Below are 20751 nucleotides of genomic sequence, written 5' to 3'. Positions count from 1 at the left end.
GCGACGAACGCGTTCTTCACGTCGCCGCTCGGGCCGACCGTCAGACCCGCGTCCTTCAACTGTTTAAGGTTCACCGCGTCCAGATCGGCCGCGCCCGCTTTAACATTCGTCAGCGTGACTTCGTGCGCGCCAGTGCCGCCAAGCGAGACCTTGTCCTTCGCTGTTGTGTCATACGCGACGAATGCGTTCTTCACTTCTCCGCTCGGGCCGACCGTCAGACCCGCGTCCTTCAACTGTTTAAGGTTCACCGCGTCCAGATCGGCCGCGCCCGCTTTAACGTTCGTCAGCGTGACTTCGTGCGCGCCCGTGCCGCCAAGCGAAACCTTGTCCTTCGCCGCTGTGTCGTACGCGACGAACGCGTTCTTCACTTCGCCGCTCGGGCCTACTACCAAGCCGGCATCTTTCAACTGCTTCAGGTTGACCGCATCCTTGTCCACCGTACCCGCGTTCACGTTGTGAATCTGCGTGCCACTCGTACCTTCCAACGTCACCGAGTCCTTCTTCGTCTTGTCGTCGTACGCGACGAAGGCGTTCGTCGCGACGCCCGACGGGTCCGTTTTCAGGCCCGCGTCCTTCAACTGCTTCAGGTTCACTGCGTCCAAGTCAACCGTGCCTGCGGCCACCTGGTGAATCTGCGTACCACCCGCGCCCTTCAGCGTGACCGAAGTCTTGGCGCCGTCGTCATATTGCACGGCGTTATCGAGGCCAGTGTCCAGCGCCGCGATCGCGTCCCCGACCGTGTGCAGCGGCTTCTTGCTTACCGTGTACGTAGGTTGAGTTACCTTGCCGGTCACCGGATCGACCCCCGCCGCGCCACCCAGGGCATCCGCCACGCTGCCGCTAACGTCCTTCAATTGCTTCAGGTTCACCGCGTCCAGATCTGACGTACCCGCCACAACGTCCGTGATCTGACGATTGCCGACAGCTACCGTGTTCGCGCGGCCCGCAACCGATCCTGCGCCAAGCGCGACGGAATTGGCCGCCGTCACCGATGCCCCGGACCCGATCGCCACACCGCCCGCTGCATTGGTCAGCACACCGCCGAAGTTGAAGCTGTCTGTCGAAGCAGCGTCAGTCTTGGCATTAACGCCCATCGCCACGGAATTGGCCGCATCACTGCTGGTATTAACTCCCATCACGATGGAATTGGCCCCATCAGTACCGACATTTGTTCCGAATAATATATAGTTGCCGCTGGTGGCCGCGTTGGCACCGACCGCCAGGGGCTTTCCGATCGCTACCACCTCAGCAGTCGCTCCGCCAGCCGCCAGGATCAGCACGGCGCTTACCACGCCCTTCCTAACCGATCTCGCACTTCGTTTCCCGCGCGCGGCGCTCAGTTCCGACGTTGCAACCCAGACGCCCAGGGCGTCGCTCCAAATCGATTTGAAAAACCTGTTCATGCTGAAATCCTGCGAGAGTTGTCGTGGCAGACCTGACGCGTGTCGGATCGGCGCGGGATGCCGTTCAATACCCCGAAGCAAATCGGACCCACGCTTTTATAAGGGAACGACCCCGGACTCTACGCAGCGGAAACAGCAATTCGAACCAGATTTTTCCTAATCAGATAATTTGTGTTGTAAGGATCGCAAACTATCGCGCCACCGATCGCAAAAACCTGACGGGGGATTGCGTTTCTTCTCCGAGCAAAAACGCACGCGCAAAAAAAGCGACCCGGCATAACCGGGTCGCCATTTTGCTGCTTTCAGTCAATCATCAATAGGTCATCGGGATGCCGAAGCAGTCCGCCGCGTTCACATCGCCTTCCCCACCCGCGCTCCCGCCGACGCCACCGCCGTCATGTTGATGATCCGCCTGACCGTCGCGGCGGGCGTCAGGATATGCACCGGCTTGTCGGTTCCGAGCAGGAACGGCCCGACTGTCACGCCTTCGCCGCTCACCATCTTGAGCAGGTTGTACGTGATGTTCGCCGCTTCTACGTTCGGCATGATCAGCAGGTTCGCCTCACCGTGCAGCGTCGTGCCGGGGAACGATGCCTTGCGCACCGCTTCCGACAACGCCGCGTCGCCGTGCATCTCGCCATCGACTTCCAGGTGCGGCGCACGTTCCGCGATCAGCTTGCGCGCATCGGCCATGCGCTTCGCCGATGCCGTCGGCACGCTGCCAAAGTTCGAGTTCGACACGAGCGCCACCTTCGGCTGAATCCCGAACTTCTCGATCTGGCTCGCCGCGAGAACCGTCATGTCGGCGAGTTGCTCAGGCGTCGGCACTTCGTTGACGTACGTATCGCTGATGAAGAGATTGCGGCCCGGCAGCATCAGCAGGTTCATCGCGGCGAAGTTCTGCACGCCCTTCGCCTTGCCCAACACCTGCTCGATGAACTTCAGGTGGTCCTGATAGGTGTCGATGAGGCCGCAGATCATGCCGTCGGCATCGCCCGTGTGAACCAGGATCGCGCCGATCAGCGTGTTGAACTTGCGCAGCGCCGCCTTCGCGCTCTCCGGCGTCACGCCCTGGCGCGCCGCGATGCTGTGATACTCCTGCCAGCTCTTTTGATAGCGCGGATCGTCCTCGGGGTTGACGATCTCGAAGTCGGTGCCCGGTTTCAGCTTCGAGCCCATCTTCTTCAGCCGCATCTCGACGACCGCCGGCCGGCCGATGATGATCGGCTTCGCGATCTTCTCCAGCAGCACGAATTGCGCGGCGCGCAGCACGCGCTCATCCTCGCCTTCCGCGAACGCGATGCGCGCGGGCGCCGACTTCGCCGCCTGGAACACCGGCCGCATCACCATGCCCGTGCGGTACACGGTCGTGCCGAGTTCTTCGCGATACGCGTCCATGTCCTTGATCGGACGCGTCGCCACGCCCGAATCCATCGCGGCCTGCGCGACAGCCGGCGCGATCTTGATGATGAGGCGCGGATCGAACGGCTTCGGAATCAGGTATTCCGGGCCGAATTCGAGCGTATGGCCTTCGTAGGCCTTCGCGACTTCATCGCCCTGATCGGTTTCTTCCGCGAGTTCCGCGATCGCGCGCACGCACGCGAGCTTCATCGCTTCCGTGATCGTGGTGGCGCCGACGTCGAGCGCGCCGCGGAAGATGAACGGGAAGCACAGCACGTTGTTGACCTGGTTCGGATAGTCCGAACGGCCCGTCGCGATGATGCAGTCCGGGCGCACCTTCTTCGCGTCCTCCGGGCGGATTTCCGGCTCCGGATTGGCGAGCGCGAGGATCAGCGGCTTGTCGGCCATGGTCGCGACCATTTCCGGCTTCAGTACACCCGCGCTCGAACAGCCGAGGAACACGTCGCAGCCGTGCATCGCGTCGGCGAGCGTGCGCGCGTCGGTGTTCACCTGATAGCGCTCCTTCGAGGCGTCCAGGTTGCCGCGCCCTTCGTAGATCACGCCCTTCGAATCGACCGCCAGCGTGTTCGACTTCTTCAGCCCCAGGTCGACCAGCAGATCAAGACAGGCGATCGCCGCCGCGCCCGCGCCCGAGCACACGAGCTTCACTTCCTCGAGCTTCTTGCCGACCACTTTCAGGCCGTTCAGGATCGCCGCCGATGCGATGATCGCCGTGCCGTGCTGGTCGTCGTGGAAGACGGGAATCTTCATGCGCTCGCGCAGCTTCTTCTCGATGTAGAAGCACTCGGGCGCCTTGATGTCCTCGAGGTTAATGCCGCCGAGCGTCGGCTCGAGCATCGCGATCGCTTCGACGAGCTTGTCCGGGTCGGTCTCGGCGAGTTCGATGTCGAACACGTCGATGCCCGCGAACTTCTTGAAGAGACACCCCTTGCCTTCCATCACCGGCTTGGCCGCGAGCGGCCCGATGTTGCCGAGGCCGAGCACGGCCGTGCCGTTCGTGATCACGCCGACGAGGTTTGCGCGCGAAGTGTACTTCTGCGCGTCGAGCGGTTCGTCGAAGATCGCCATGCACGCGGCCGCGACGCCCGGCGAATACGCGAGCGAGAGGTCGAGCTGGTTGGAGAGCGGCTTGGTCGGCGTGACCGAGATCTTGCCGGGCTTCGGGTTCTGGTGATAAGCGAGGGCGCTTTGCTTCAGTTGTTCGTCCATGATTAGCCTAGAGACGTTGGAAATTTTTCGAGTAAGGGCCTCGCTGCCGGCGTCGCAGCCGCGGGGTGTAAATCGATGGATCGATCGTACGGCGCCACCCGGCACGCCTCGTAGGCGCGGCATCTCGCCGATGTGGATGACAGCGGCGGACGGGGCTTTTTTTGGGAGAATTAGTGTACACCCCGCGCATCGATTGACGCGAAGCAGCAATCGCCGGAAATCGCTGTGCGAAACCCTTACCCAGCGGGCTTTCGTTCGACGAAAGCCCGCGCGATGCGCCTTCCTGGAGCGATGTTCACTGCAATTCGGCGCCGCGTCGTTCGGGGATGAGAAAGAGGGTCGCGAGGATGTCGAGCAGGTAGATCGACGCGAGCAGCGCCAGCGCCGCCGCGAACGAATAGCGCGCCGCGAGCGCGCCCACCGCGACCGGCCCGAAGCCGCCGACCGCGCGTCCGATGTTGAACAGCACGTTTTGCGCGGTTGCGCGCGCCTCGGTCGGATACAGCTCGGAGATCAGCGCGCCATAGCCGCCGATCATCCCGTTCACGAACACGCCCGTCACCGCGCCGCCGATCAGGAGCGCGAAAGGCGTCGTCAGGTTCGCGTAGACGAACACCATCACGACGGCGCCCGTCTGGTACGCGAGGAACGCGGGCTTGCGGCCGAAGCGGTCGGCGGCGATGCCGAACAGCCAGATGCCGAGCGCCATGCCGAGCACGGTCGCGGCGGTCCAGAGGCCGGACTTCGTGAGCGAATAGCCGAATGTCGTCGAGAGATAGCTCGGCAGCCAGATCATCAGACCGTAGTAGCCGAAATTCTGCACCGAGCACAGGATCACGACGCCGAGACTCGCGCGCGCGGTGCGGGCGTCGTCGAACAGACGTTTCAGCGGGAGCGCGCGGCCGGCGTTCGGACCGGCGGTGACGCGTTCGGTGAAGATCGCAGGCTCTTCCACGCGCCGCCGCACGGCAAACGACACGATCGCCGGCAGCAATCCGACCGCGAACATCCCGCGCCAGCCGATCAGCGGCAGCAGGAGCGGCGTCAGCAGCGCGGCGGCCAGCACACCGGCCTGCCAGCCCAACCCGACATATGACGACGCCCGCGCGCGCTGCGCCGCCGGCCACGCCTCGGCAACCAGCGCCATGCCGATTCCGAACTCGCCGCCAAGCCCGATGCCCGCGATCGTCCGGTAGAACAGCAGATCGCCGAAGCCCTGTGCAAGCGCGCACAGGCCGGTGAAGACGGCGAACAGGAGAATCGTCCAGCTCAGCATCTTCACGCGGCCGAAGTAATCGGACAGCGTGCCGAAGATCAGGCCGCCCGCCACGGCGCCGATCAGCGTCCAGGTGACGAGCGAACCCGCCTGCGTCGACGTGAGATGCAGGTCGGCGGCGATCGCGGGCAGCATGAAACCGAGGATCAGCAGGTCGAAGCCGTCCATCGCGTAGCCGAGCATCGAGGCGACGAGCGCGCGCACGGCATGGCGATTCGGCGTGGCGCTCGCGGTAACAGTCGAGGGGGACGCAGGAGTCATCGGGAGAGGCGCGCGCGTGCCGAATGGGCGCCAGGAAAGAAGAAATGTCGCGAGTGTACGTGTCGCGCCGGACGCTCACAACTCGCGAAAAATCCCGCTTCGTCGCGTTGATCCAGCGGCGCCGAACGCCGCCCGGCGCTCGCTCAGCGGCGCCCGGTCGGGTAAAATCGCGGGCTACGCGCGCAGCAAACGTCGGACACGCCCGGACTCTCCGGCCCTCGTCCCGCGAGACACGCTGCGCCACGGGCCCACGGGCCGCCTCCGCGCTCTGCGCCACTCAAAGTCCAAGGATTCGCCCATGAAAGGCAACGATCGCCAGACGATCTCCGACACCACCGCCAAGATGCTCCTGGAAGTGCAGGCGGTGCACTTCAACGCGGAAAAACCGTACATCTTCACGTCCGGCTGGGCGAGCCCGGTCTATATCGACTGCCGCAAGCTGATTTCGTATCCGCGCGTGCGACGCGGCCTGATGGACATGGCCGAAGCCACCATCCTGCGCGACATCGGCTACGAGCAGATCGACGCGGTCGCGGGCGGTGAGACCGCCGGCATCCCGTTCGCGGCGTGGCTCTCCGACCGGCTGATGGTGCCGATGCAGTACGTGCGCAAGAAGCCGAAGGGCTTCGGGCGCAACGCGCAGATCGAAGGTCTGCTGACCGAAGGCCAGCGCGTGCTGCTGGTCGAGGACCTGACCACCGACAGCCGCAGCAAGATCAACTTCATCAACGCGCTGCGCACGGCGGGCGCGACGGTGAACCACTGCTTCGTGCTGTTCCACTACAACATCTTCAAGGAAAGCGTGTCGGTGCTGAAGGACATCGACGTCGACTTGCACGCGCTCGCCACGTGGTGGGACGTGCTGCGCGTCGCCAAGGAGTCGGGCTATTTCGAGACGAAGACGCTCGACGAAGTCGAAAAATTCCTGCATGCGCCGGCCGAATGGTCGGCGGCGCATGGCGGGGCGACGGCTGCACCGCAATAAACGCTGTTTGAATCGCGTCACGAAAAAAGCCGCTGGGATTATTCCAGCGGCTTTTTATTTTGCCGTTCGGGGCGAACCTTATGATTTATTCGTTTTCCCGCTTTGCAGGCAGCGGCGTATCGAGATTACCGTCACCGACATAAGCGGACAGATTCAGTAATCCGTTACTCTGCGCGTATTGAAACAATTCGGAATCGCGGTCGATGCCAAGTTTTCGCATCGCCGTATTTTTCTGCGTGCTGATTGTTTTAATACTGCGGCACAACTGCGCGGCAATTTCGGTAATCGTCATGCCGGATACGAAAAGCCGCACGACTTCCAGTTCCCGCTTCGACAGCACTACGTCACGCTGCTGGCCGCTTGCGCTGATCCCCATGCTGTCGAGCGCCGCCTGAATCGATGGCCCGATGTATTCCTTCCCGCGCGTCACCTGGATGATGGCGAGGCCGATGTGACTGAGGTCGTCCCCCTTGCTGATCACGGCTTGCACCCCGACTTCGCGCAGCCGCTTGAGCAGCGCGGGATTTTCGAGCATCGTCAATACCGCGATGCGCACGTGCGGAAACTGGCGCCCGATATAGCCGAGCAACGGCATGCCATCGCCGTATTGGCCGCCTGGCATGGCGAGATCGGAGACGAGCACGTCGCAGGGCGTTTTCTGTAAAAGCTGAATCAATTCGGTGGATTGACGGGCCTGGCCGACCACCTCGATTTCGGGAAATCGCAGCAATGCCTGCGCTGCGCCGAATAAAATCACTGGATGGTCGTCGGCGATAATAACCCTGATGCGCTGGTTCATTATTCCCCCAACCGTTGCAATTGACCGGACGCCGCGAAAATACGCGTCCATTTGCTGTTTTCCATTTTTTGATCCATACGAAGCTTGTGATCAAGTCTTCTGCGTCAGGGCAAGGCTGGAACTACCGCCTTACGCTATCGTTAACTCCACGAACAAGAATTTCATCCTTTGTTGCAATGTTAAACTCGAATCTGACATAAAGCTCATTTCTGAGACAAAATACATCGTTACGATCGGCGTAACGATGGCATGGCGTGCGACGCCCTAAAAAAGGAGAAACCGCACTATGCGCCTGGCAAGCCTGGCCGTGCGTCTTGCCGTACCTTGTTCGGTTCGTTCCACACTCGTCCTTGCCATGGTTTGCGCGGCGGCGATCGTCACAAGAGCGCCGCTCGCGATTGCCCAAGCTACGTTCAACGTCAAGAGCAGCGACCTGGCGGCCGACAAGCCCGTACCCTCGACACTGCTCTTTGATCAGAGCGATTGCAAGGGCGGCAACCGTTCACCGCAGCTTTCGTGGCACGGCGCGCCCGCCGAGACGCGCAGTTTCGCGGTCACGATCGTCGATCCGGACGCGCCGGGGCGCGGCTGGTGGCACTGGGCCGTGGCCGGCATCCCCGCGACCGTGACGCAACTGCCGGGCAATGCCAGCGCCTCGGGCGCGCTCCGGGCGATGGGCGCCGTGGAAGCCCGCAACGATTTCGACACCGACGGCTACGGCGGCCCCTGCCCGCCGCCCGGCAAGCCGCATCGCTATGTGATCACGGTGTATGCGCTCAACAGCGACGACTTGCGCTTGCGTCAGGGGCGTCCCGCGCTGATGTTCGAGCACGAAATCCGCACGACGACGCTCGCTACCGCGCAACTCGTGTTTACCTACGGTCGGTAAAGGCGCGCCGCCGTTCCCTGGCGAACCAAACGCCCTACTTGACTTTGCTAGACTGGGCCGGCTCATAGCCTGCGGCGCCCGTTCCAACGGGCAGTCGCGGGAAAAATCGCCAACGCCGACAACGACGCGCCGCCCCAGCGCAGGTCAAGGACATTGCCATGCCAAAAATCGTCATCGTTTATCACAGTGGCTATGGCCACACAAAGAAAGTCGCCGAAGCCGTGCTCGCCGGCACGCAGGACGCCGGCGCCGAAGCGAAGCTGATGCCGGTCGGCGATCTCGACGACGCCGGCTGGGCCGAGCTCGACGCGGCGGACGCCATCATCTTCGGCGCACCGACTTACATGGGCGGACCGTCGGCGGATTTCAAGAAGTTCGCCGACGCCAGTTCCAAACCGTGGATGGCGCAGAAGTGGAAGGACAAGGTCGCGGCGGGCTTCACCAATTCCGCGACGATGAACGGCGACAAGTTCAACACGATCACCTATCTCGTCACGCTCGCGATGCAGCACGGCATGATCTGGGCGGGCACGGGCATGATGCCGTCGAACACCAAGGCCGCGACGCGCAACGACCTGAACTTCGTCGGCGGCTTCACGGGACTGCTTGCGCAGTCGCCGGCGGATGCATCGCCGGAGGAAGCGCCGCCGCCGGGCGACCTGGAGACGGCGAAGGTCTTTGGCGCGCGCGTCGCGGCCGTGACCGCGCGCTGGACCGGAAAGTAGCCTCGCCAGGATCGGCTGATCGGCCAATTCCGCCGTCGCGCCATCACGCTGACTTGGAAGCGCATTAAAATGGCGTTTTTTCCGCTTGCCGCGCACGACGCGCGTCGAGGCCGAACCAGCGAGATCGAGATGACCACGAAAGTATTTGTCGACGGACAGGAAGGCACCACCGGCCTGAAGATTTTCGAATATCTGTCGGAGCGCCGTGACATCGAGGTGCTGCGCATCGACGAGGCGAAGCGCAAGGACATCGGGGAACGCCGCCGCCTGATCAATGCGTCGGACGTGACGTTCCTCTGTCTGCCGGACGTGGCGTCGCGCGAATCGGTGTCGCTCGTCGACAACGACAGGACCTGCGTGATCGACGCGAGCACGGCCTTTCGCACGCAGGACGACTGGGCGTATGGGCTGCCCGAGTTGACACGCGCGCAGCGCGAACGCCTGCGCACGGCGCGGCGCATCGCCGTGCCGGGGTGTCACGCGTCGGCGTTCGTGCTGTCGGTGCAACCGCTCGTCGCGGGCGGGCTGATTTCCGCCGACTTCGATGCGCACGCCTACTCGATCACCGGCTACAGCGGCGGCGGCAAGAAAATGATCGCGGACTACGAAGCCGGCGGCAACGCGAAGCTCACGAGCCCGCGCCCGTACGCGCTTGGACTGACGCACAAGCATCTGCCGGAAATGGCGGTGCGTTCCGGGCTGAAGCGGGCGCCGGTGTTCACGCCGATCGTCGGCAACTTTCTGAAGGGACTGTCGGTGACGACCTACTTCTCGCCGAGCCAGCTCGCGCGCAGCGCCAGGCCGCAGGACGTTCAATCGACGCTCGCCGAGTACTATGCGAACGAGCCGTTCATCCGCGTGATGCCGTTCGACGCCGAAAGCAATCTCGACGACGGCTTCTTCGACGTACAGGCCTGCAACGACACGAATCGCGTCGACATCTTCGTGTTCGGCAACGACGAGCGCTTCGTGACCGTCGCGCGGCTGGACAATCTGGGCAAAGGCGCATCGGGCGCGGCGATCCAGTGCATGAACCTGCACATCGGCGCTGATGAAGAGGCTGGGTTGAAGCGGTAGTTTCGCGGCTGCGACTGCATGCGGACGACCAACGCCGATTCGTTGAAAAGCGAATCGGCTTTTTTTGACCACGCGGTGCTCGGCACAGGCGAAAAAAAAGCCCGCCTAGGTAGGCGGGCTGAATCCACATCAGTGAAGACATGGAGGAGACAAGAACGACTCTACCCAAATCATTGGTGCGCCGCAACATTGCGCGTCGATCTGTCTCGCTATTACAACGTTTTCCCTGATTGACATGCCTACGGCTGCGTCATCGACAAAATAAATCCCAGTTGATCCGACGAGACCGGCTTGACGAGGTGCACGTCGAACCCGGCGTCCTGCGTCATCTCGCGATGCTGCGGCTGTCCCCATCCAGTCAGCGCGACGATCAGCAAGGCCCGACCGTTCGGAAGATTGCGCAGCGCCCGTGCGGCGGCGAGGCCGTCCATCAGCGGCATGCCGAGATCGAGGATCACGACCTCGGGCGCGAACTGCTGTGCGACTTCCACCGCCTGCGCGCCGTTCGCCGCGAGCGCCACCTCATGGCCCATTCCGTTGAGCAGGTTCGAGAGGCAGACGAGTGCGTCGTCATCATCGTCGGCAATCAGGATGCGTTTGGTCACGGCAATCTCACTTGGTGCCCGAAATCACGAGCTTGAGCTTGTTGGCGCCCGCCGTCGTCGCGACGATCTGCGTGCGCTGGCCTCGCGCGCCGAGATAGAAGTGCTGGCGGGAAGGAGAATTCTGGTCGTGGGTGGCATCGGGCAGGCACGATGCAATGTCGGCCGCGACGCCCTGAAGCGCGTCCGCGCTCGATCCACCGTGCGGTGTCCACGCGCATTCGTAGCTGCCGTGTGTCGCCGTGCATCGGGCGTCGTCGCCGTAGGGCAACGCTACCGCCTTGCCGTCTTCGGCCGCGACCGCCGAAAAGCCGGGCGCCGTCGCGACGATCCGCTTGAGCGCGGCGCACGGACTCGGCGTGTCGTCGGCGAATGCGAGGGAAGGCGCGAGCAACGCGCCGCTGATTGCCGCGGTTGCAAGGCGGGCGATGGTGCGCTTGTACCTGAACATGTGGCGCCTCCCCTTATTGCTGTTCTTCTTCGATCGAAGCGAGGCTTCGCTCGAAGCCCACTTTGCGCCCGGCTCCGGCGAACGTATGTTCGAAAGCGAATGGAACATCCCAGTCTGGAGCACGACGCGCACCAGCACGATGCACCGGTCGCCGCCAGTCATTTGCCCGTCGCGCCTCGACACCGACCGCCGCCGCGAGCATCAATGCCGCACCAGCGCCATCATCGCGCCGAAGCCGACGAACAGTCCGCCGGTCAGCCGGTTGAACGCTTTCGCGACGCTCCCGCTTTTCAGCTTCATGCCGATCCGCGTGCCGAGGCCCGCGTAAAGCAGATACCAGCTCACTTCAATCACGGCGAATGTCGACACGAGCACGCCGAACTGCGGCAGCGTCGGACGGCTGGCGTCGATGAACTGCGGCAGCAGCGCGGTGGCGAACAGGATCGACTTCGGGTTGCTGCTCGCGATCAGGAAGCCGTTGCGGAACAGCGCGACCGGCGAGCGGCCGACGGCGTTGTCCTCTTCCGCGACGTCGGGTTCGGCTTTGGCATCCGCCACCTTCGCGCGCCAGCTTTTCAGCCCGAGCCAGACCAGATAAGCCGCTCCGGCGAAGCGCAGCGTGTCGAACATCGCGGGCCACGCCCGGAGAAACACGCCGAGCCCCGCCGCCGACACCGACAGCATCAGCACCAGCGCCGTCAGGCAGCCCGCCATCGTCGCGCTGGAGCGCCGCAATCCGTGGCGTGCGCCGTGCGTCATGACGAGCAGCATGTTCGGCCCGGGAATCGCGGAGATGACGAAGACGGTAGCGACGAAAAGCCACCAGGTATGCAGGTTCATCGCAGAGCGCAACAATATTGAGATAGGACCGGATTATGCAGCCTGCCGCGCACGTCCGCCCACTCAATCCACGTTTATTGACAAATCAGCGGCCCGCGCGCCGTGCCGCGACTTCGCCCAGCACCGCGAAGTCCTTGTCGCCGCCGCCGTGCGCGACGGCATCGATCAGGTTGTCGCGCAACAGGCTGGCGACCGGCAACGGCGTATCGACGGCGTCCGCCGCCGCCATCGCGAGGCGCACGTCTTTCAATCCGAGCCGCGCCTTGAAGAGCGCCGGTTCGTAGCGCCGCTCCGCGATCATCGTCCCGTAGCCCTGATAGACCGGCCCCGGAAACAGCGTGCTGGTGATGATGTCGAGGAACGCGTGCGCGTCGATGCCATGCCCCGACACCAGCGCCGCCGCCTCACCAAAGGTCTCGATCGCCGACGCCAGCATGAAATTCGCCGCCAGCTTGAGTACGTTCGCGTGCTGCGGCGTGTCGCCGACGCGCCACGTCTTCTGGCCGATCGCATCGAAAACGGGCTGCACGCGGTCGATCGCGTCGCTCGCGCCGGCCGCGAGAATGTTCAGCTTGCCCGCCGCCGCGACGTCCGGCCTGCCGAGCACCGGCGCCGCCACGTACGCGACGCCATGTTGCGCGTGAAGCGCGGTCAGTTCGGCGGAAAACGCGGCGGAGATCGTCGCCATGTTCACGTGCACGAGGCCCTTCGGCGCCTGCTTGAGCAGGCCGCCGTCGATCAGGACCGCGCGCAGGGCGGCGTCGTCGGCGAGCATCGAGAACACGGCCTCGCCGGAGAATGCCTGTTCGGGCGTATCGACGATGGATGCGCCCTGCTCCGCCAGCGCTTTCGTGCGCCCGGCCGAGCGGTTCCAGACGCGTACCGTGTGTCCCGCCTTGAGCGCGTTGCCCGCCATCGCGCTGCCCATTTCTCCCAGTCCGATGAATCCGATGTCCATTTCATGCTCCTTTCAATGCCGGATGCTTCAAAAAATGCGACGCCAGTAGATCACATCGCTCCGCAGCATGCAGCGCCGACCGATGCGATACTCGTTGCATGGTTCACGCACGCTTTCGATTCCACCGCGAACTGAACGAGTTCCTCGCGCGGCCGCAGCGCGAGCAGGCGTTCGTCTTTCCGTGCGCGAAGGGATCGTCGGCCAAGCATATGATCGAAGCGCTCGGCGTGCCGCATACGGAAGTCGAGTTGATCGTGCTGAATGGTGAGCCGGCTGGTTTCGACGCGCCCATCGCGGACGGCGACGCGATCGATGTCTATCCGAAGCACGCCGTGCCGCACGACCTGCGCACGGGCGCGCGGCTTTTGCGGCCGGCGCTGTCCGCCGCCGGCTTGCGTTTCATCGCCGACGCGCATCTGGGGGCGCTCGCGCAACTCCTGCGGCTGGCGGGCTTCGACACGCGCTACGACAACAATTTCCCCGACGATGAAATCGAGGAACTTGCGCTCGCGGAACATCGCGTCGTGCTGACGCGCGACCGCGAGTTGCTCAAGCGCCGTTCCGTGGTGCACGGCTGCTATGTGCGCGCGCTGCAGGCCGACGCACAATGGCGTGAAATCGCCGAACGGCTCGATCTCGCGCCGCATGTGCGCGCGTTTCGCCTCTGCCTGATGTGCAACGCGCCGCTGCGGCCGGCGCATTCCCACGACCTCGACGGCCGCGTCCCGGAAGGCGTGCGCGAGCGCCATACGCGCTTCGTGACCTGCGACGTCTGCCGCCGGGTGTTCTGGGAAGGCTCGCACTGGAAGCGCATGCGCGAGCGCATCGACGCGCTCGCCGACACAAGCCGCACCTGACGCGCAAGCGTACTCTCGTACAATACGCGGCTTCTCAACCGTATCAACCCGTCGCCCAGGAGCTTCGCGTGAAGAAATTCGACCTCGAAAAGAGCAAGGCGCTCAAGCTCGCCAACGAACTGAAGCAGAACAACCCCGCCCGCTTCGGCGCAGCCGGCGCGCAGCCGAAGCTCGACCGCCGCGAGCAGCGCAAGCTGGATCAGGAAAAAGGGCTCGTGCCGTTCGCGTGCAAGCTGGACGGCGCGCTCGTCAAGCAGTTGCAGGAACGCGCCGCCGCGCATGAAGGCGGCATGCCGGAAGTGCTGGCGGAACTGCTGGTCGCGGCCGGGCTGACGCGCTGAAAGGCGCAGCGTCGCTCAGACGCTGCCTTGCTTTTCGATCACCAGAATGCGCGCTTCGCCGACCGGCTCGGCGAAGTGTTCGTCGCCGGCTTGCGCGTGGAAGATGTCGCCGGCTTTCAGCGCCAGCGTTTCCTCGCGGCCGTCGCGGCGCACGTGCATCCGCACTTCGCCGTGCATCACGGCAAAGACTTCCTCGCCGTCGTTGACGTGCCACTTGTACGGCTGGTCGGTCCAGTGGAGGCGGCACGAGATGCCGTTCATCACGCAGACATCGAGCGCGCCCCAGGCGCGCTCGGCCGTGAATCGTTCGCTTTCGATCACCTTCATTTTTGCAACCCTATCGGATCAGTTCACGCGCCTCGTCGACATCGACATGACGCGTCGCCGGAATGCAGGCCACCGCGATCACTGACAGCACGAGTCCTGCCATCACATAGAAGGTCGGCGCGAGCTGGGAATCGGTCGTGCGGATGAGCCACGTCACGATGAACGGGCCGAAACCGCCAAACAGCATCACCGCGAGGTTGTACGCGAGCGAGAGTCCCGTCGAGCGGATGTGCGCCGGGAAAAGTTCGGCGATCAGCGCGCCGAACGGCCCGTAGTAGCCGGACAGCGTGATCGACAACGCCGCCTGCACGATCACGAGCCGCATCACGCTCGGCGCGGCGGCGAGCCATGCGAAAAGCGGATAGATGATCACGAGCGAGATCAGCAGCGACCACAGCGACAGCCCCTTCCTGCCGATGCGATCGGACCAGGCGCCCGCGACCGGCGAGAGCACCGTCAGCAGCAGGTTTCCGACGATCAGCGCCGTGAACGACTGCCCGAACGGCAGCTTGAGTTGCTTGACGGCAAAGGTCGGCAGATAGCCGATGAATACGTAGACGGTCACCGTCAGCGCGATCACCGAGCCGAGTCCGCACAGCACTTCGCGACCGTGACAGCGGAACACTTCGCCGAGCGTCGCGCGGCGGGCCGTCTTCTTCGCATGCAGGAAGGCTTCCGTGTCCACCATGTTGCGGCGGATGTAGAAGCCGACCGGCCCGATGATCAGCCCGAGGAAAAACGGTACGCGCCAGCCCCAGGATTCGAGCGCGTCGGGCGACATGCCGCGCGATATCGCCGCGCCGACCACCGCGCCGAGCAGCAGCGACGCCGCCTGGCTCGCCATCTGGAAGCTGCCGTAGAAGCCGCGTCGCGAGAACGGCGCCGCTTCGATCAGGAGCGCCGTCGCGCTGCCGAATTCGCCGCCCGCCGAGAAGCCCTGCACCAGCCGCGCGAGCACGATGATGATCGGGCCGCCGATGCCGATCGCCGCATACGGCGGGGCGATCGCGAGCAGCAGGATGCCGAGCGTCATCAGGCCGATGACCAGGGTCAGCGCGGCCTTGCGGCCGGCGCGGTCGGCGTAGAGGCCAAGGACGATGCCGCCCACCGGCCGCATCACGAAGGCGACGCCGAAGGTCGCGGTGGTGAGGAGAATCGAGGAGTAGTCGTTCTGGCTCGGGAAGAACAGTTTCGCGATCACGACCGTCATGAAGCCGAAGACCGTGAAGTCGTACCACTCGAGCGCGTTGCCGATCACGGCGGCGACGATGGCGCGCAGATTCGGCGGCCTGACTACCTTGCGATTCGCCGTTGCCATGAATTCTCCCGCGCCTCGGGCGCACTGCCTCGGTTGTATTGTCCGCCGGGCCCGAATCCGGTGCTCGACGGATTTGTGCCTTGGCGAGTGTAAATAGGGCGCGCACCGTAATCAAGGGACGAGAAAAAGCGCGCTCGACCGTGAGGCCGGCGCGCTCGTATTGCTCTTCTTTATTCTTCTGTGTTCTCTCAGGCTGGCTTCCAGCGAAGCCCCGCGTTTCAGGCCTTCTTGTTATATGCGCTGCACCATCCCTTCGACGCCACCTGCTTGTTGGCGAACATCGGGCACGGGGCGAATGCGTCGGTAGCCTTGCCCTGGTAGAACGAGCAGTTGCCGCAATCCTGCCCGGCGACGAATTTCGTGTATTTGGCCTTGTCGACCTTGCTGGCATCCAGCTTGTAGCCAAGCGCCTGTGCGGTCGGATCGTTTTCCTCGACCTTGGGCGCATCGGCGGCGAAAGCGGTGCGGCTCAACGCAAGCGTCGATGCCACGCCGATGCTGGAAATCAGAAACGTGCGACGGGATGTCTTCATGATGACTCGCTCCATGTATTGGGGGACGCGCCGTTCTGACGACGGCGATGTCCGAGCATAACAACGCGACGCGGCCTCAAAAAGCCCAAATGTTATAGATAAGGCGAAATGCAAGGTCCGGCGCGGGTCATGTGAGGCGCAGCATCTCGACCACGCGCTCGGCAATCGCGAGCGATGCCGTCAGCCCCGGCGACTCGATCCCGAACAGGTTCACGAGCCCGCGCACGCCGTGCGCCGACTTGCCCTGGATCATGAAGTCGGCGGCGGCCTGGCCCGGCCCGGAAAGCTTCGGGCGAATCCCCGCGTAGGCCGGATGCAGCGCGCCGTCGGGCAGACTCGGCCAGTACGCGCGAATCGCCGCGTAGAACGCATTCGCGCGCTGCGGATCGACGTCGTAGCTGATCGACTGCACCCATTCGACGTCCGGCCCGAACTTCGCCTGCGCGCCCAGATCGATGGTGAGATGCACGCCGAGGCCCGCCTCGTTCGGCATCGGATAGATCAGGCGCTCGAACGGCGCGCGGCCGCTGACCGTGAAATAGTTGCCCTTCGCGAAGTAGAGCGGCGGCACATGGCGGTCGTCGAGCCCGCGGATCTTGCGCGCGATGTCGTTCGCATGCAGGCCCGCGCTGTTGATCAGGTGGGTCGCGCGGAGGCGCGTGGGCGTGTCGCCGCCGGTCTCGATGATGAAGCAGCGCTCGCTCGCGTCGATCGATGTGACGGGGGTATGGAACGCGATGTTCGCGCCGTCGCGTTCGGCATCGCCTTGCAGCGCGAGCATGTATTGGTGGCTGTCGACGATGCCCGTCTGCGGCGAATACACCGCCGCGACGCACTGGAGTTGCGGCTCCATCGCCATCGCCTCGGCGCCGGAGAGGCGTTGAAGGTCGCTGACGTGATTCTCAATGCCTTTCTGCTCGATCGCCGCGAGCTGCGGCACTTGGTTGCGCGCGGTGGCGACGAGCAGCTTGCCGCAGCGCTGGTGCGGCACGCCGTGCGACTCGCAGAATTCGTAGAGCATCGCCCGGCCGCGCAAGCACAGCTCGGCCTTCAGCGACCCGCGCGCGTAGTAGATGCCCGCGTGAATCACCTCGCTGTTGCGTGAACTCGTGCCGACGCCGATCCCTTCTCCCGCCTCCAGCACCACGACTTCACGGCCGCGCGCCGCGAGCGCCCTTGCAATGGCGAGTCCGACCACCCCCGCTCCAATCACCACGCATTCAATTTGGTCCATGTCTTTTCCGCCGCAGGTTCATCAGCTGCATTCTACTTTCTGGACTATTGCGTGTTGCACAACAACGGCGCCTCAATTGCATCGTTTTCCGCAGGAATTCAGAATAGGGTACAAAATTGTCAGTTTCGTGCCAGAAAAGCCGCCTTTCGACCGCTTTTTTGGCAAATTCAAAAACTGCCTGCCATCAGAAGCCGATCGCTTTCTTGCGGGAATTATGGTCGATCTGGATGTCGCGCGCCTCGACCTGATGCCGTCCGTCGATGCGCGCATTGCCGAATGCGTTGAGCATCGCCCGGCGCATCGCGCGCGGCGACGCCTTGGTGAGCGCGTCGAGCGGACCATCGCCGAGCGTTTCCGGGAAGCGCCGGCCCCATGCGTGCGCGTTGCGGATCTCGTCGTAGATCGCCTGCGCGATGCGGCGCGCGCCGTCGCGATCCGGCGGCGGAATCTCGTAGACGTTCATGCGGTTCAAGAGCGGCTCGGGGATCGCGCGGGCGTCGTTGGCGGTCGCGATCCACACGATGTTGCCCGCGTTGATCGGCACTTCGGCGAATTCGTCGATGAAGGACTCCGCCGTGTCGTGCTCCAGCAACGCGTAGAGCGCGCCGAGCGGATCGTATTGCGCGTCGCCGGTGGCCTTGTCGATTTCGTCGACGGTGATGACCGGGTTCGCGTAGCTGCCGTTGACGAGCGCATCGAACACCTTGCCGGGCTTGGCGTTGCGCCACTGCGACGACGCACCCGACAAAATCCAGCCGGCCGTGAGCGAACTCATCGCGACATAGTGGCAGGTCGTGCCGAGAAGACGCGCGAGCTGCTTGGCGAAATGCGTCTTGCCGATGCCGGGTTCGCCGAGCAGCAGGATCGGCATGAGTTCGAGGCGGTCTTCGGTTTCGAGGCAGAGCGCGATCTGCTTGCGGATGTCGGCGAGCGGCTCCTGGAAATTCGGGAGATTGCCGACGAGATCGTCGATCGACGGCATCCGGTTCGGCTTCACGCAAAAGCGCAGGTTGCCGACTTTGAGCATTTTTTCGTAGGTAGCGCGCAAGGCATCGCTCGCGCCTTCGGAGAGATCGTTCAGCGCAGTCTCGACCGCGTCGAGACTGTAGACCTTGCTGAACGATGCCACCGCGAGTTCTTGTTTGACCACGGCTGTCGTCATGTCACACCCCGTCGTTTTCTGTAATCGATGGGTTCAGTGTATCGACCACAAAAGGGCGCGCAAGCGAGCAGTCGCGGGGGTTTGCTGCTAATTTTGGGGGATTGCCGGAGGGAATCGCGTGGCAAAAAAGAGGGCTATCCGATCGGAGCCCCGCCGTCAGGCGTCCGCGCTGGTGGGCTGCTCGGTTTGCTCGGAGTGATGCCAGCCGCGCGGCGTCTCACGCATCACGAAATGCAGCGTGTGCTCGGTCACATTCAGCGCCGATACCAGGTTTTTGATGGCCTCGTTGCCGTTCGCGTGATGCCGGTAGATTGCGCGCATGGCGAAATCCGCGAGGTGATATCTGCTAAAGACAACAGTCGTTTCCCGCTGCTCCGGTCGAGCTCTCGCGCAGAACACCGTTAGTCTAATGACGATGTGGGGCCCGATCCGTCATAAACCATCAACGCAGCACCGCGCCCCAACCTTGTATCATCGACACGTACCGACCCGGATCAAACCGCCAGCCATCGGGTTCGGATCGTGCTCCTCAAGCGAAGCCGTGCACCTTCGACGGTTGCGATCGCGGCTTTTGGACCCACATACAGGCACGAAGCCATTGGTCTGAACCCGCTGGCCGCCGCAGTGTCAGAAATACATTCCCGACCTACGGGCCGCGCCGCGCAAAAGCGCCGCGCCACATCCCGCGCTCCAGGAGAAAGCTTTCGATGCTGAAACATCCCGCCGCCCGCCTGCTTGGCACGCTATTGATCGGCGCCGCGCTCGCCGCGCACCTCGATGCCCACGCGCAATCGAGCACGTCGCAGCCGGTCAAATGGGAGCTTCAGGTGCTGCGCGACGGCCAGCAGATCGACTCGTTTTCCGCAACGACGAACGTCGGCCAGGCCCGCACCGATACGCATCACAATGTCGTGAAGAACAACGTCGGCTGCGCGGACAAACCGGCCGGCGACATCGATCTGCAGCGCACCCTGACCATTTCCCCGGTGCACGCCAGCGCCGACGACGTGACGCTGGCGATCGAGGCCCAGGAAACGATCCAGGACAACACGGCGCCTACGACCGCGCAGGGCTGCAAGCTGCCGCCGCAACCGCGCGTCGTGAACGCGTCGCATCCTGGCCTCGTGCTCAAGCCCGGCGAATGGGCAAACTGGCAGATCGTCGATAAAAACCCCTCGCTGGCGTATCGGGTGCGGGCCAGCCTGACTACCACGGCGGCGACTCAGTGATGGCCTGAGCGCCCGGCCAGCCACATCGCTCAGAACACGAAACACATGCGAAATCCCGACCATCTCCCACCAGGCTTTCATTCAGCGCACGAAACGCCCGATTTCGTCGCAGTGAGCTGGAACCTGCACAAGGGCCGCTCACCGCTCGGGCTTCAGGCATGGAGCGCGATGCAGCGCTGGGTCCAGTCCACCAACGCCGACGCCTATTTTCTTCAGGAAGCGATGGCGCGGCGCATGCCGCAGCCGATGCTCGCAACGGGCTTCGGCAATCCGCTCGACGCGCCGCCCGACGACATCTGGCATTGCCAGGCGACCGAAATCGCGACGTCGCTCGAACTGCAGATCGCGCTCGGGCCGAACGTGTTCAAGCCGTCGTGGCGGCACGGGAATGCGATTCTTTCACCACATCCGCTGGACCTGAGCGGCCGCTGGGACATCTCGGCGCACCGCTTCGAGCGGCGCGGCCTGCTGGTCGCGCGGGCGACCTTCGCCGGCCACTCGGTGACACTGCTTTGCGCGCATCTCGCGCTCACGCGCGCGGCGCGATTGCGCCAGATGAACTGGATCGCGCACTGGATCGCGAAGGAGGCCCCGGAAGGCCCGCTCGTGCTGGCAGGCGATTTCAACGACTGGCGCAACGATTCCGTGCCGCTGTTCGGCGAACTCGGCATGCACGAAGTCGCAACGCTGCTCGGCGAGTCGGGGCGGACGTTCCCGGCGTTTTCACCGGCGCTCGCGCTCGACAAGATGTTCGTGCGCGGCATGAAGCCGGTCGAGTGGATCACGCCGACGCAGGATACGGCGTGGCTCTCCGATCACCTTCCGTATATGGCGCGGCTTCGGGTGGAATGAT

Annotated in this window: 21 protein-coding genes and 2 pseudogenes; 8 read left to right on the top strand and 15 right to left on the bottom strand. The window is 63.9% G+C overall.

What is annotated here, in order from left to right; translation table 11 throughout:
* From AWB68_RS51075 to AWB68_RS13375, 4 genes and pseudogenes are all read right to left on the bottom strand, one after another.
* Window positions 1-1094 (bottom strand): annotated as a pseudogene (locus AWB68_RS51075) (YadA-like family protein); the annotation flags it as partial.
* Between the two features lie 180 nt (window positions 1095-1274).
* A pseudogene (locus tag AWB68_RS51375) lies at window positions 1275-1403 on the bottom strand (ESPR domain-containing protein); the annotation flags it as partial.
* 351 nt (window positions 1404-1754) lie between these two features.
* Window positions 1755-4034: an NADP-dependent malic enzyme gene (locus AWB68_RS13380; RefSeq protein WP_087644828.1), complete on the bottom strand. Its 2280-nt coding sequence runs from the start codon at window positions 4032-4034 to the stop codon at window positions 1755-1757.
* A 295-nt stretch (window positions 4035-4329) separates the two neighbouring features.
* Window positions 4330-5571, bottom strand: a complete 1242-nt coding sequence (locus tag AWB68_RS13375) for an MFS transporter (protein ID WP_087644827.1) — start codon at window positions 5569-5571, stop codon at window positions 4330-4332.
* Between the two features lie 298 nt (window positions 5572-5869).
* On the opposite strand from AWB68_RS13375, the gene AWB68_RS13370 reads away from it, so the two are divergent.
* Window positions 5870-6556, top strand: a complete 687-nt coding sequence (locus AWB68_RS13370; RefSeq protein ID WP_087644826.1) for an orotate phosphoribosyltransferase — start codon at window positions 5870-5872, stop codon at window positions 6554-6556.
* 85 nt (window positions 6557-6641) lie between these two features.
* Here the strand turns inward: AWB68_RS13370 and AWB68_RS13365 are convergent, their stop codons facing one another.
* On the bottom strand, window positions 6642-7355 hold the full coding sequence (locus tag AWB68_RS13365; RefSeq protein ID WP_087644840.1) for a response regulator: 714 nt from the start codon (window positions 7353-7355) through the stop codon (window positions 6642-6644).
* Between the two features lie 286 nt (window positions 7356-7641).
* Here AWB68_RS13365 and AWB68_RS13360 point away from each other — a divergent pair, with 286 nt between their 5' ends.
* From AWB68_RS13360 to argC, 3 genes are all read left to right on the top strand, one after another.
* Window positions 7642-8244 carry a YbhB/YbcL family Raf kinase inhibitor-like protein gene (locus AWB68_RS13360; RefSeq protein WP_087644825.1) on the top strand — a complete coding sequence of 201 codons (603 nt, stop codon included), beginning with the start codon at window positions 7642-7644 and terminating at the stop codon, window positions 8242-8244.
* Window positions 8245-8402: 158 nt separating this feature from the next.
* Complete coding sequence (locus AWB68_RS13355) at window positions 8403-8969, top strand: flavodoxin family protein (protein ID WP_087644824.1); 567 nt, start codon at window positions 8403-8405, stop codon at window positions 8967-8969.
* A gap of 129 nt (window positions 8970-9098) precedes the next feature.
* Window positions 9099-10046 carry an N-acetyl-gamma-glutamyl-phosphate reductase gene (argC, locus tag AWB68_RS13350; protein ID WP_087644839.1) on the top strand — a complete coding sequence of 316 codons (948 nt, stop codon included), beginning with the start codon at window positions 9099-9101 and terminating at the stop codon, window positions 10044-10046.
* A gap of 239 nt (window positions 10047-10285) precedes the next feature.
* Here argC and AWB68_RS13345 read toward each other — a convergent pair whose 3' ends face one another.
* The 4 genes from AWB68_RS13345 to AWB68_RS13330 form a co-directional block, all read right to left on the bottom strand.
* Window positions 10286-10651, bottom strand: coding sequence for a response regulator (locus AWB68_RS13345; protein WP_087644823.1), 366 nt, complete (start codon window positions 10649-10651; stop codon window positions 10286-10288).
* 7 nt (window positions 10652-10658) lie between these two features.
* Entirely contained in the window at window positions 10659-11099 is a 441-nt protein-coding gene (locus AWB68_RS13340; protein WP_087644838.1) for a hypothetical protein, read from the bottom strand.
* Between the two features lie 201 nt (window positions 11100-11300).
* Window positions 11301-11939, bottom strand: coding sequence for a LysE family translocator (locus AWB68_RS13335; RefSeq protein WP_087644822.1), 639 nt, complete (start codon window positions 11937-11939; stop codon window positions 11301-11303).
* Window positions 11940-12024: 85 nt separating this feature from the next.
* On the bottom strand, window positions 12025-12897 hold the full coding sequence (locus AWB68_RS13330; protein ID WP_087644821.1) for an NAD(P)-dependent oxidoreductase: 873 nt from the start codon (window positions 12895-12897) through the stop codon (window positions 12025-12027).
* Window positions 12898-12995: 98 nt separating this feature from the next.
* On the opposite strand from AWB68_RS13330, the gene AWB68_RS13325 reads away from it, so the two are divergent.
* Together AWB68_RS13325 and AWB68_RS13320 are read left to right on the top strand one after the other, a co-directional pair.
* On the top strand, window positions 12996-13754 hold the full coding sequence (locus tag AWB68_RS13325) for a Mut7-C RNAse domain-containing protein (protein ID WP_087644820.1): 759 nt from the start codon (window positions 12996-12998) through the stop codon (window positions 13752-13754).
* 68 nt (window positions 13755-13822) lie between these two features.
* Window positions 13823-14095, top strand: coding sequence for a hypothetical protein (locus tag AWB68_RS13320; RefSeq protein WP_087644819.1), 273 nt, complete (start codon window positions 13823-13825; stop codon window positions 14093-14095).
* A gap of 15 nt (window positions 14096-14110) precedes the next feature.
* Here AWB68_RS13320 and AWB68_RS13315 read toward each other — a convergent pair whose 3' ends face one another.
* The 6 genes from AWB68_RS13315 to AWB68_RS48190 all read right to left on the bottom strand — a co-directional run bounded on the left by AWB68_RS13315 (window position 14111) and on the right by AWB68_RS48190 (window position 18990).
* The gene (locus AWB68_RS13315) at window positions 14111-14422 is read right to left on the bottom strand and encodes a cupin domain-containing protein (RefSeq protein ID WP_087644818.1); all 312 of its coding nucleotides are present in this window, start codon (window positions 14420-14422) and stop codon (window positions 14111-14113) included.
* A gap of 10 nt (window positions 14423-14432) precedes the next feature.
* The gene (locus AWB68_RS13310; protein WP_087644817.1) at window positions 14433-15740 is read right to left on the bottom strand and encodes an MFS transporter; all 1308 of its coding nucleotides are present in this window, start codon (window positions 15738-15740) and stop codon (window positions 14433-14435) included.
* A gap of 218 nt (window positions 15741-15958) precedes the next feature.
* Window positions 15959-16273: a high-potential iron-sulfur protein gene (locus AWB68_RS13305; RefSeq protein ID WP_087644816.1), complete on the bottom strand. Its 315-nt coding sequence runs from the start codon at window positions 16271-16273 to the stop codon at window positions 15959-15961.
* A 127-nt stretch (window positions 16274-16400) separates the two neighbouring features.
* Window positions 16401-17507 carry an NAD(P)/FAD-dependent oxidoreductase gene (locus AWB68_RS13300; protein ID WP_087644815.1) on the bottom strand — a complete coding sequence of 369 codons (1107 nt, stop codon included), beginning with the start codon at window positions 17505-17507 and terminating at the stop codon, window positions 16401-16403.
* A gap of 184 nt (window positions 17508-17691) precedes the next feature.
* Window positions 17692-18669 (bottom strand): AAA family ATPase, encoded by a 978-nt coding sequence (locus tag AWB68_RS13295; RefSeq protein ID WP_087644814.1) that lies wholly within the window; start codon window positions 18667-18669, stop codon window positions 17692-17694.
* Window positions 18670-18825: 156 nt separating this feature from the next.
* Window positions 18826-18990: a hypothetical protein gene (locus tag AWB68_RS48190; protein ID WP_160110008.1), complete on the bottom strand. Its 165-nt coding sequence runs from the start codon at window positions 18988-18990 to the stop codon at window positions 18826-18828.
* A 386-nt stretch (window positions 18991-19376) separates the two neighbouring features.
* On the opposite strand from AWB68_RS48190, the gene AWB68_RS13290 reads away from it, so the two are divergent.
* Both AWB68_RS13290 and AWB68_RS13285 read left to right on the top strand, forming a co-directional pair.
* Window positions 19377-19898: a hypothetical protein gene (locus AWB68_RS13290; protein ID WP_087644813.1), complete on the top strand. Its 522-nt coding sequence runs from the start codon at window positions 19377-19379 to the stop codon at window positions 19896-19898.
* A gap of 45 nt (window positions 19899-19943) precedes the next feature.
* Window positions 19944-20750 carry an endonuclease/exonuclease/phosphatase family protein gene (locus AWB68_RS13285; RefSeq protein ID WP_087644812.1) on the top strand — a complete coding sequence of 269 codons (807 nt, stop codon included), beginning with the start codon at window positions 19944-19946 and terminating at the stop codon, window positions 20748-20750.
* Window position 20751: the final 1 nt, after the last annotated feature.

Origin of the sequence: Caballeronia choica (assembly GCF_001544535.1) — a bacterium.
In the GTDB taxonomy this organism is placed as follows: Bacteria; Pseudomonadota; Gammaproteobacteria; order Burkholderiales; family Burkholderiaceae; genus Caballeronia; species Caballeronia choica.
The sequence above is the reverse complement of the archived record's forward strand: the minus strand, read 5'-3'. Positions and strand labels throughout refer to the sequence as shown.

Excerpts from the sequence above, each read along its gene's own strand:
- argC (WP_087644839.1), top strand. The coding sequence starts at position 9,099 with ATGACCACGAAAGTATTTGTCGACGGACAGGAAGGCACCACCGGCCTG.
- AWB68_RS13325 (WP_087644820.1), top strand. The coding sequence starts at position 12,996 with ATGGTTCACGCACGCTTTCGATTCCACCGCGAACTGAACGAGTTCCTC.
- AWB68_RS13310 (WP_087644817.1), bottom strand. The coding sequence starts at position 15,740 with ATGGCAACGGCGAATCGCAAGGTAGTCAGGCCGCCGAATCTGCGCGCC.
- AWB68_RS13340 (WP_087644838.1), bottom strand. The coding sequence starts at position 11,099 with ATGTTCAGGTACAAGCGCACCATCGCCCGCCTTGCAACCGCGGCAATC.
- AWB68_RS13290 (WP_087644813.1), top strand. The coding sequence starts at position 19,377 with ATGCTGAAACATCCCGCCGCCCGCCTGCTTGGCACGCTATTGATCGGC.
- AWB68_RS13365 (WP_087644840.1), bottom strand. The coding sequence starts at position 7,355 with ATGAACCAGCGCATCAGGGTTATTATCGCCGACGACCATCCAGTGATT.
- AWB68_RS48190 (WP_160110008.1), bottom strand. The coding sequence starts at position 18,990 with ATGCGCGCAATCTACCGGCATCACGCGAACGGCAACGAGGCCATCAAA.
- AWB68_RS13315 (WP_087644818.1), bottom strand. The coding sequence starts at position 14,422 with ATGAAGGTGATCGAAAGCGAACGATTCACGGCCGAGCGCGCCTGGGGC.
- AWB68_RS13375 (WP_087644827.1), bottom strand. The coding sequence starts at position 5,571 with ATGACTCCTGCGTCCCCCTCGACTGTTACCGCGAGCGCCACGCCGAAT.
- AWB68_RS13330 (WP_087644821.1), bottom strand. The coding sequence starts at position 12,897 with ATGGACATCGGATTCATCGGACTGGGAGAAATGGGCAGCGCGATGGCG.
- AWB68_RS13305 (WP_087644816.1), bottom strand. The coding sequence starts at position 16,273 with ATGAAGACATCCCGTCGCACGTTTCTGATTTCCAGCATCGGCGTGGCA.
- AWB68_RS13295 (WP_087644814.1), bottom strand. The coding sequence starts at position 18,669 with ATGACGACAGCCGTGGTCAAACAAGAACTCGCGGTGGCATCGTTCAGC.
- AWB68_RS13360 (WP_087644825.1), top strand. The coding sequence starts at position 7,642 with ATGCGCCTGGCAAGCCTGGCCGTGCGTCTTGCCGTACCTTGTTCGGTT.
- AWB68_RS13380 (WP_087644828.1), bottom strand. The coding sequence starts at position 4,034 with ATGGACGAACAACTGAAGCAAAGCGCCCTCGCTTATCACCAGAACCCG.
- AWB68_RS13300 (WP_087644815.1), bottom strand. The coding sequence starts at position 17,507 with ATGGACCAAATTGAATGCGTGGTGATTGGAGCGGGGGTGGTCGGACTC.
- AWB68_RS13285 (WP_087644812.1), top strand. The coding sequence starts at position 19,944 with ATGCGAAATCCCGACCATCTCCCACCAGGCTTTCATTCAGCGCACGAA.
- AWB68_RS13355 (WP_087644824.1), top strand. The coding sequence starts at position 8,403 with ATGCCAAAAATCGTCATCGTTTATCACAGTGGCTATGGCCACACAAAG.
- AWB68_RS13370 (WP_087644826.1), top strand. The coding sequence starts at position 5,870 with ATGAAAGGCAACGATCGCCAGACGATCTCCGACACCACCGCCAAGATG.
- AWB68_RS13335 (WP_087644822.1), bottom strand. The coding sequence starts at position 11,939 with ATGAACCTGCATACCTGGTGGCTTTTCGTCGCTACCGTCTTCGTCATC.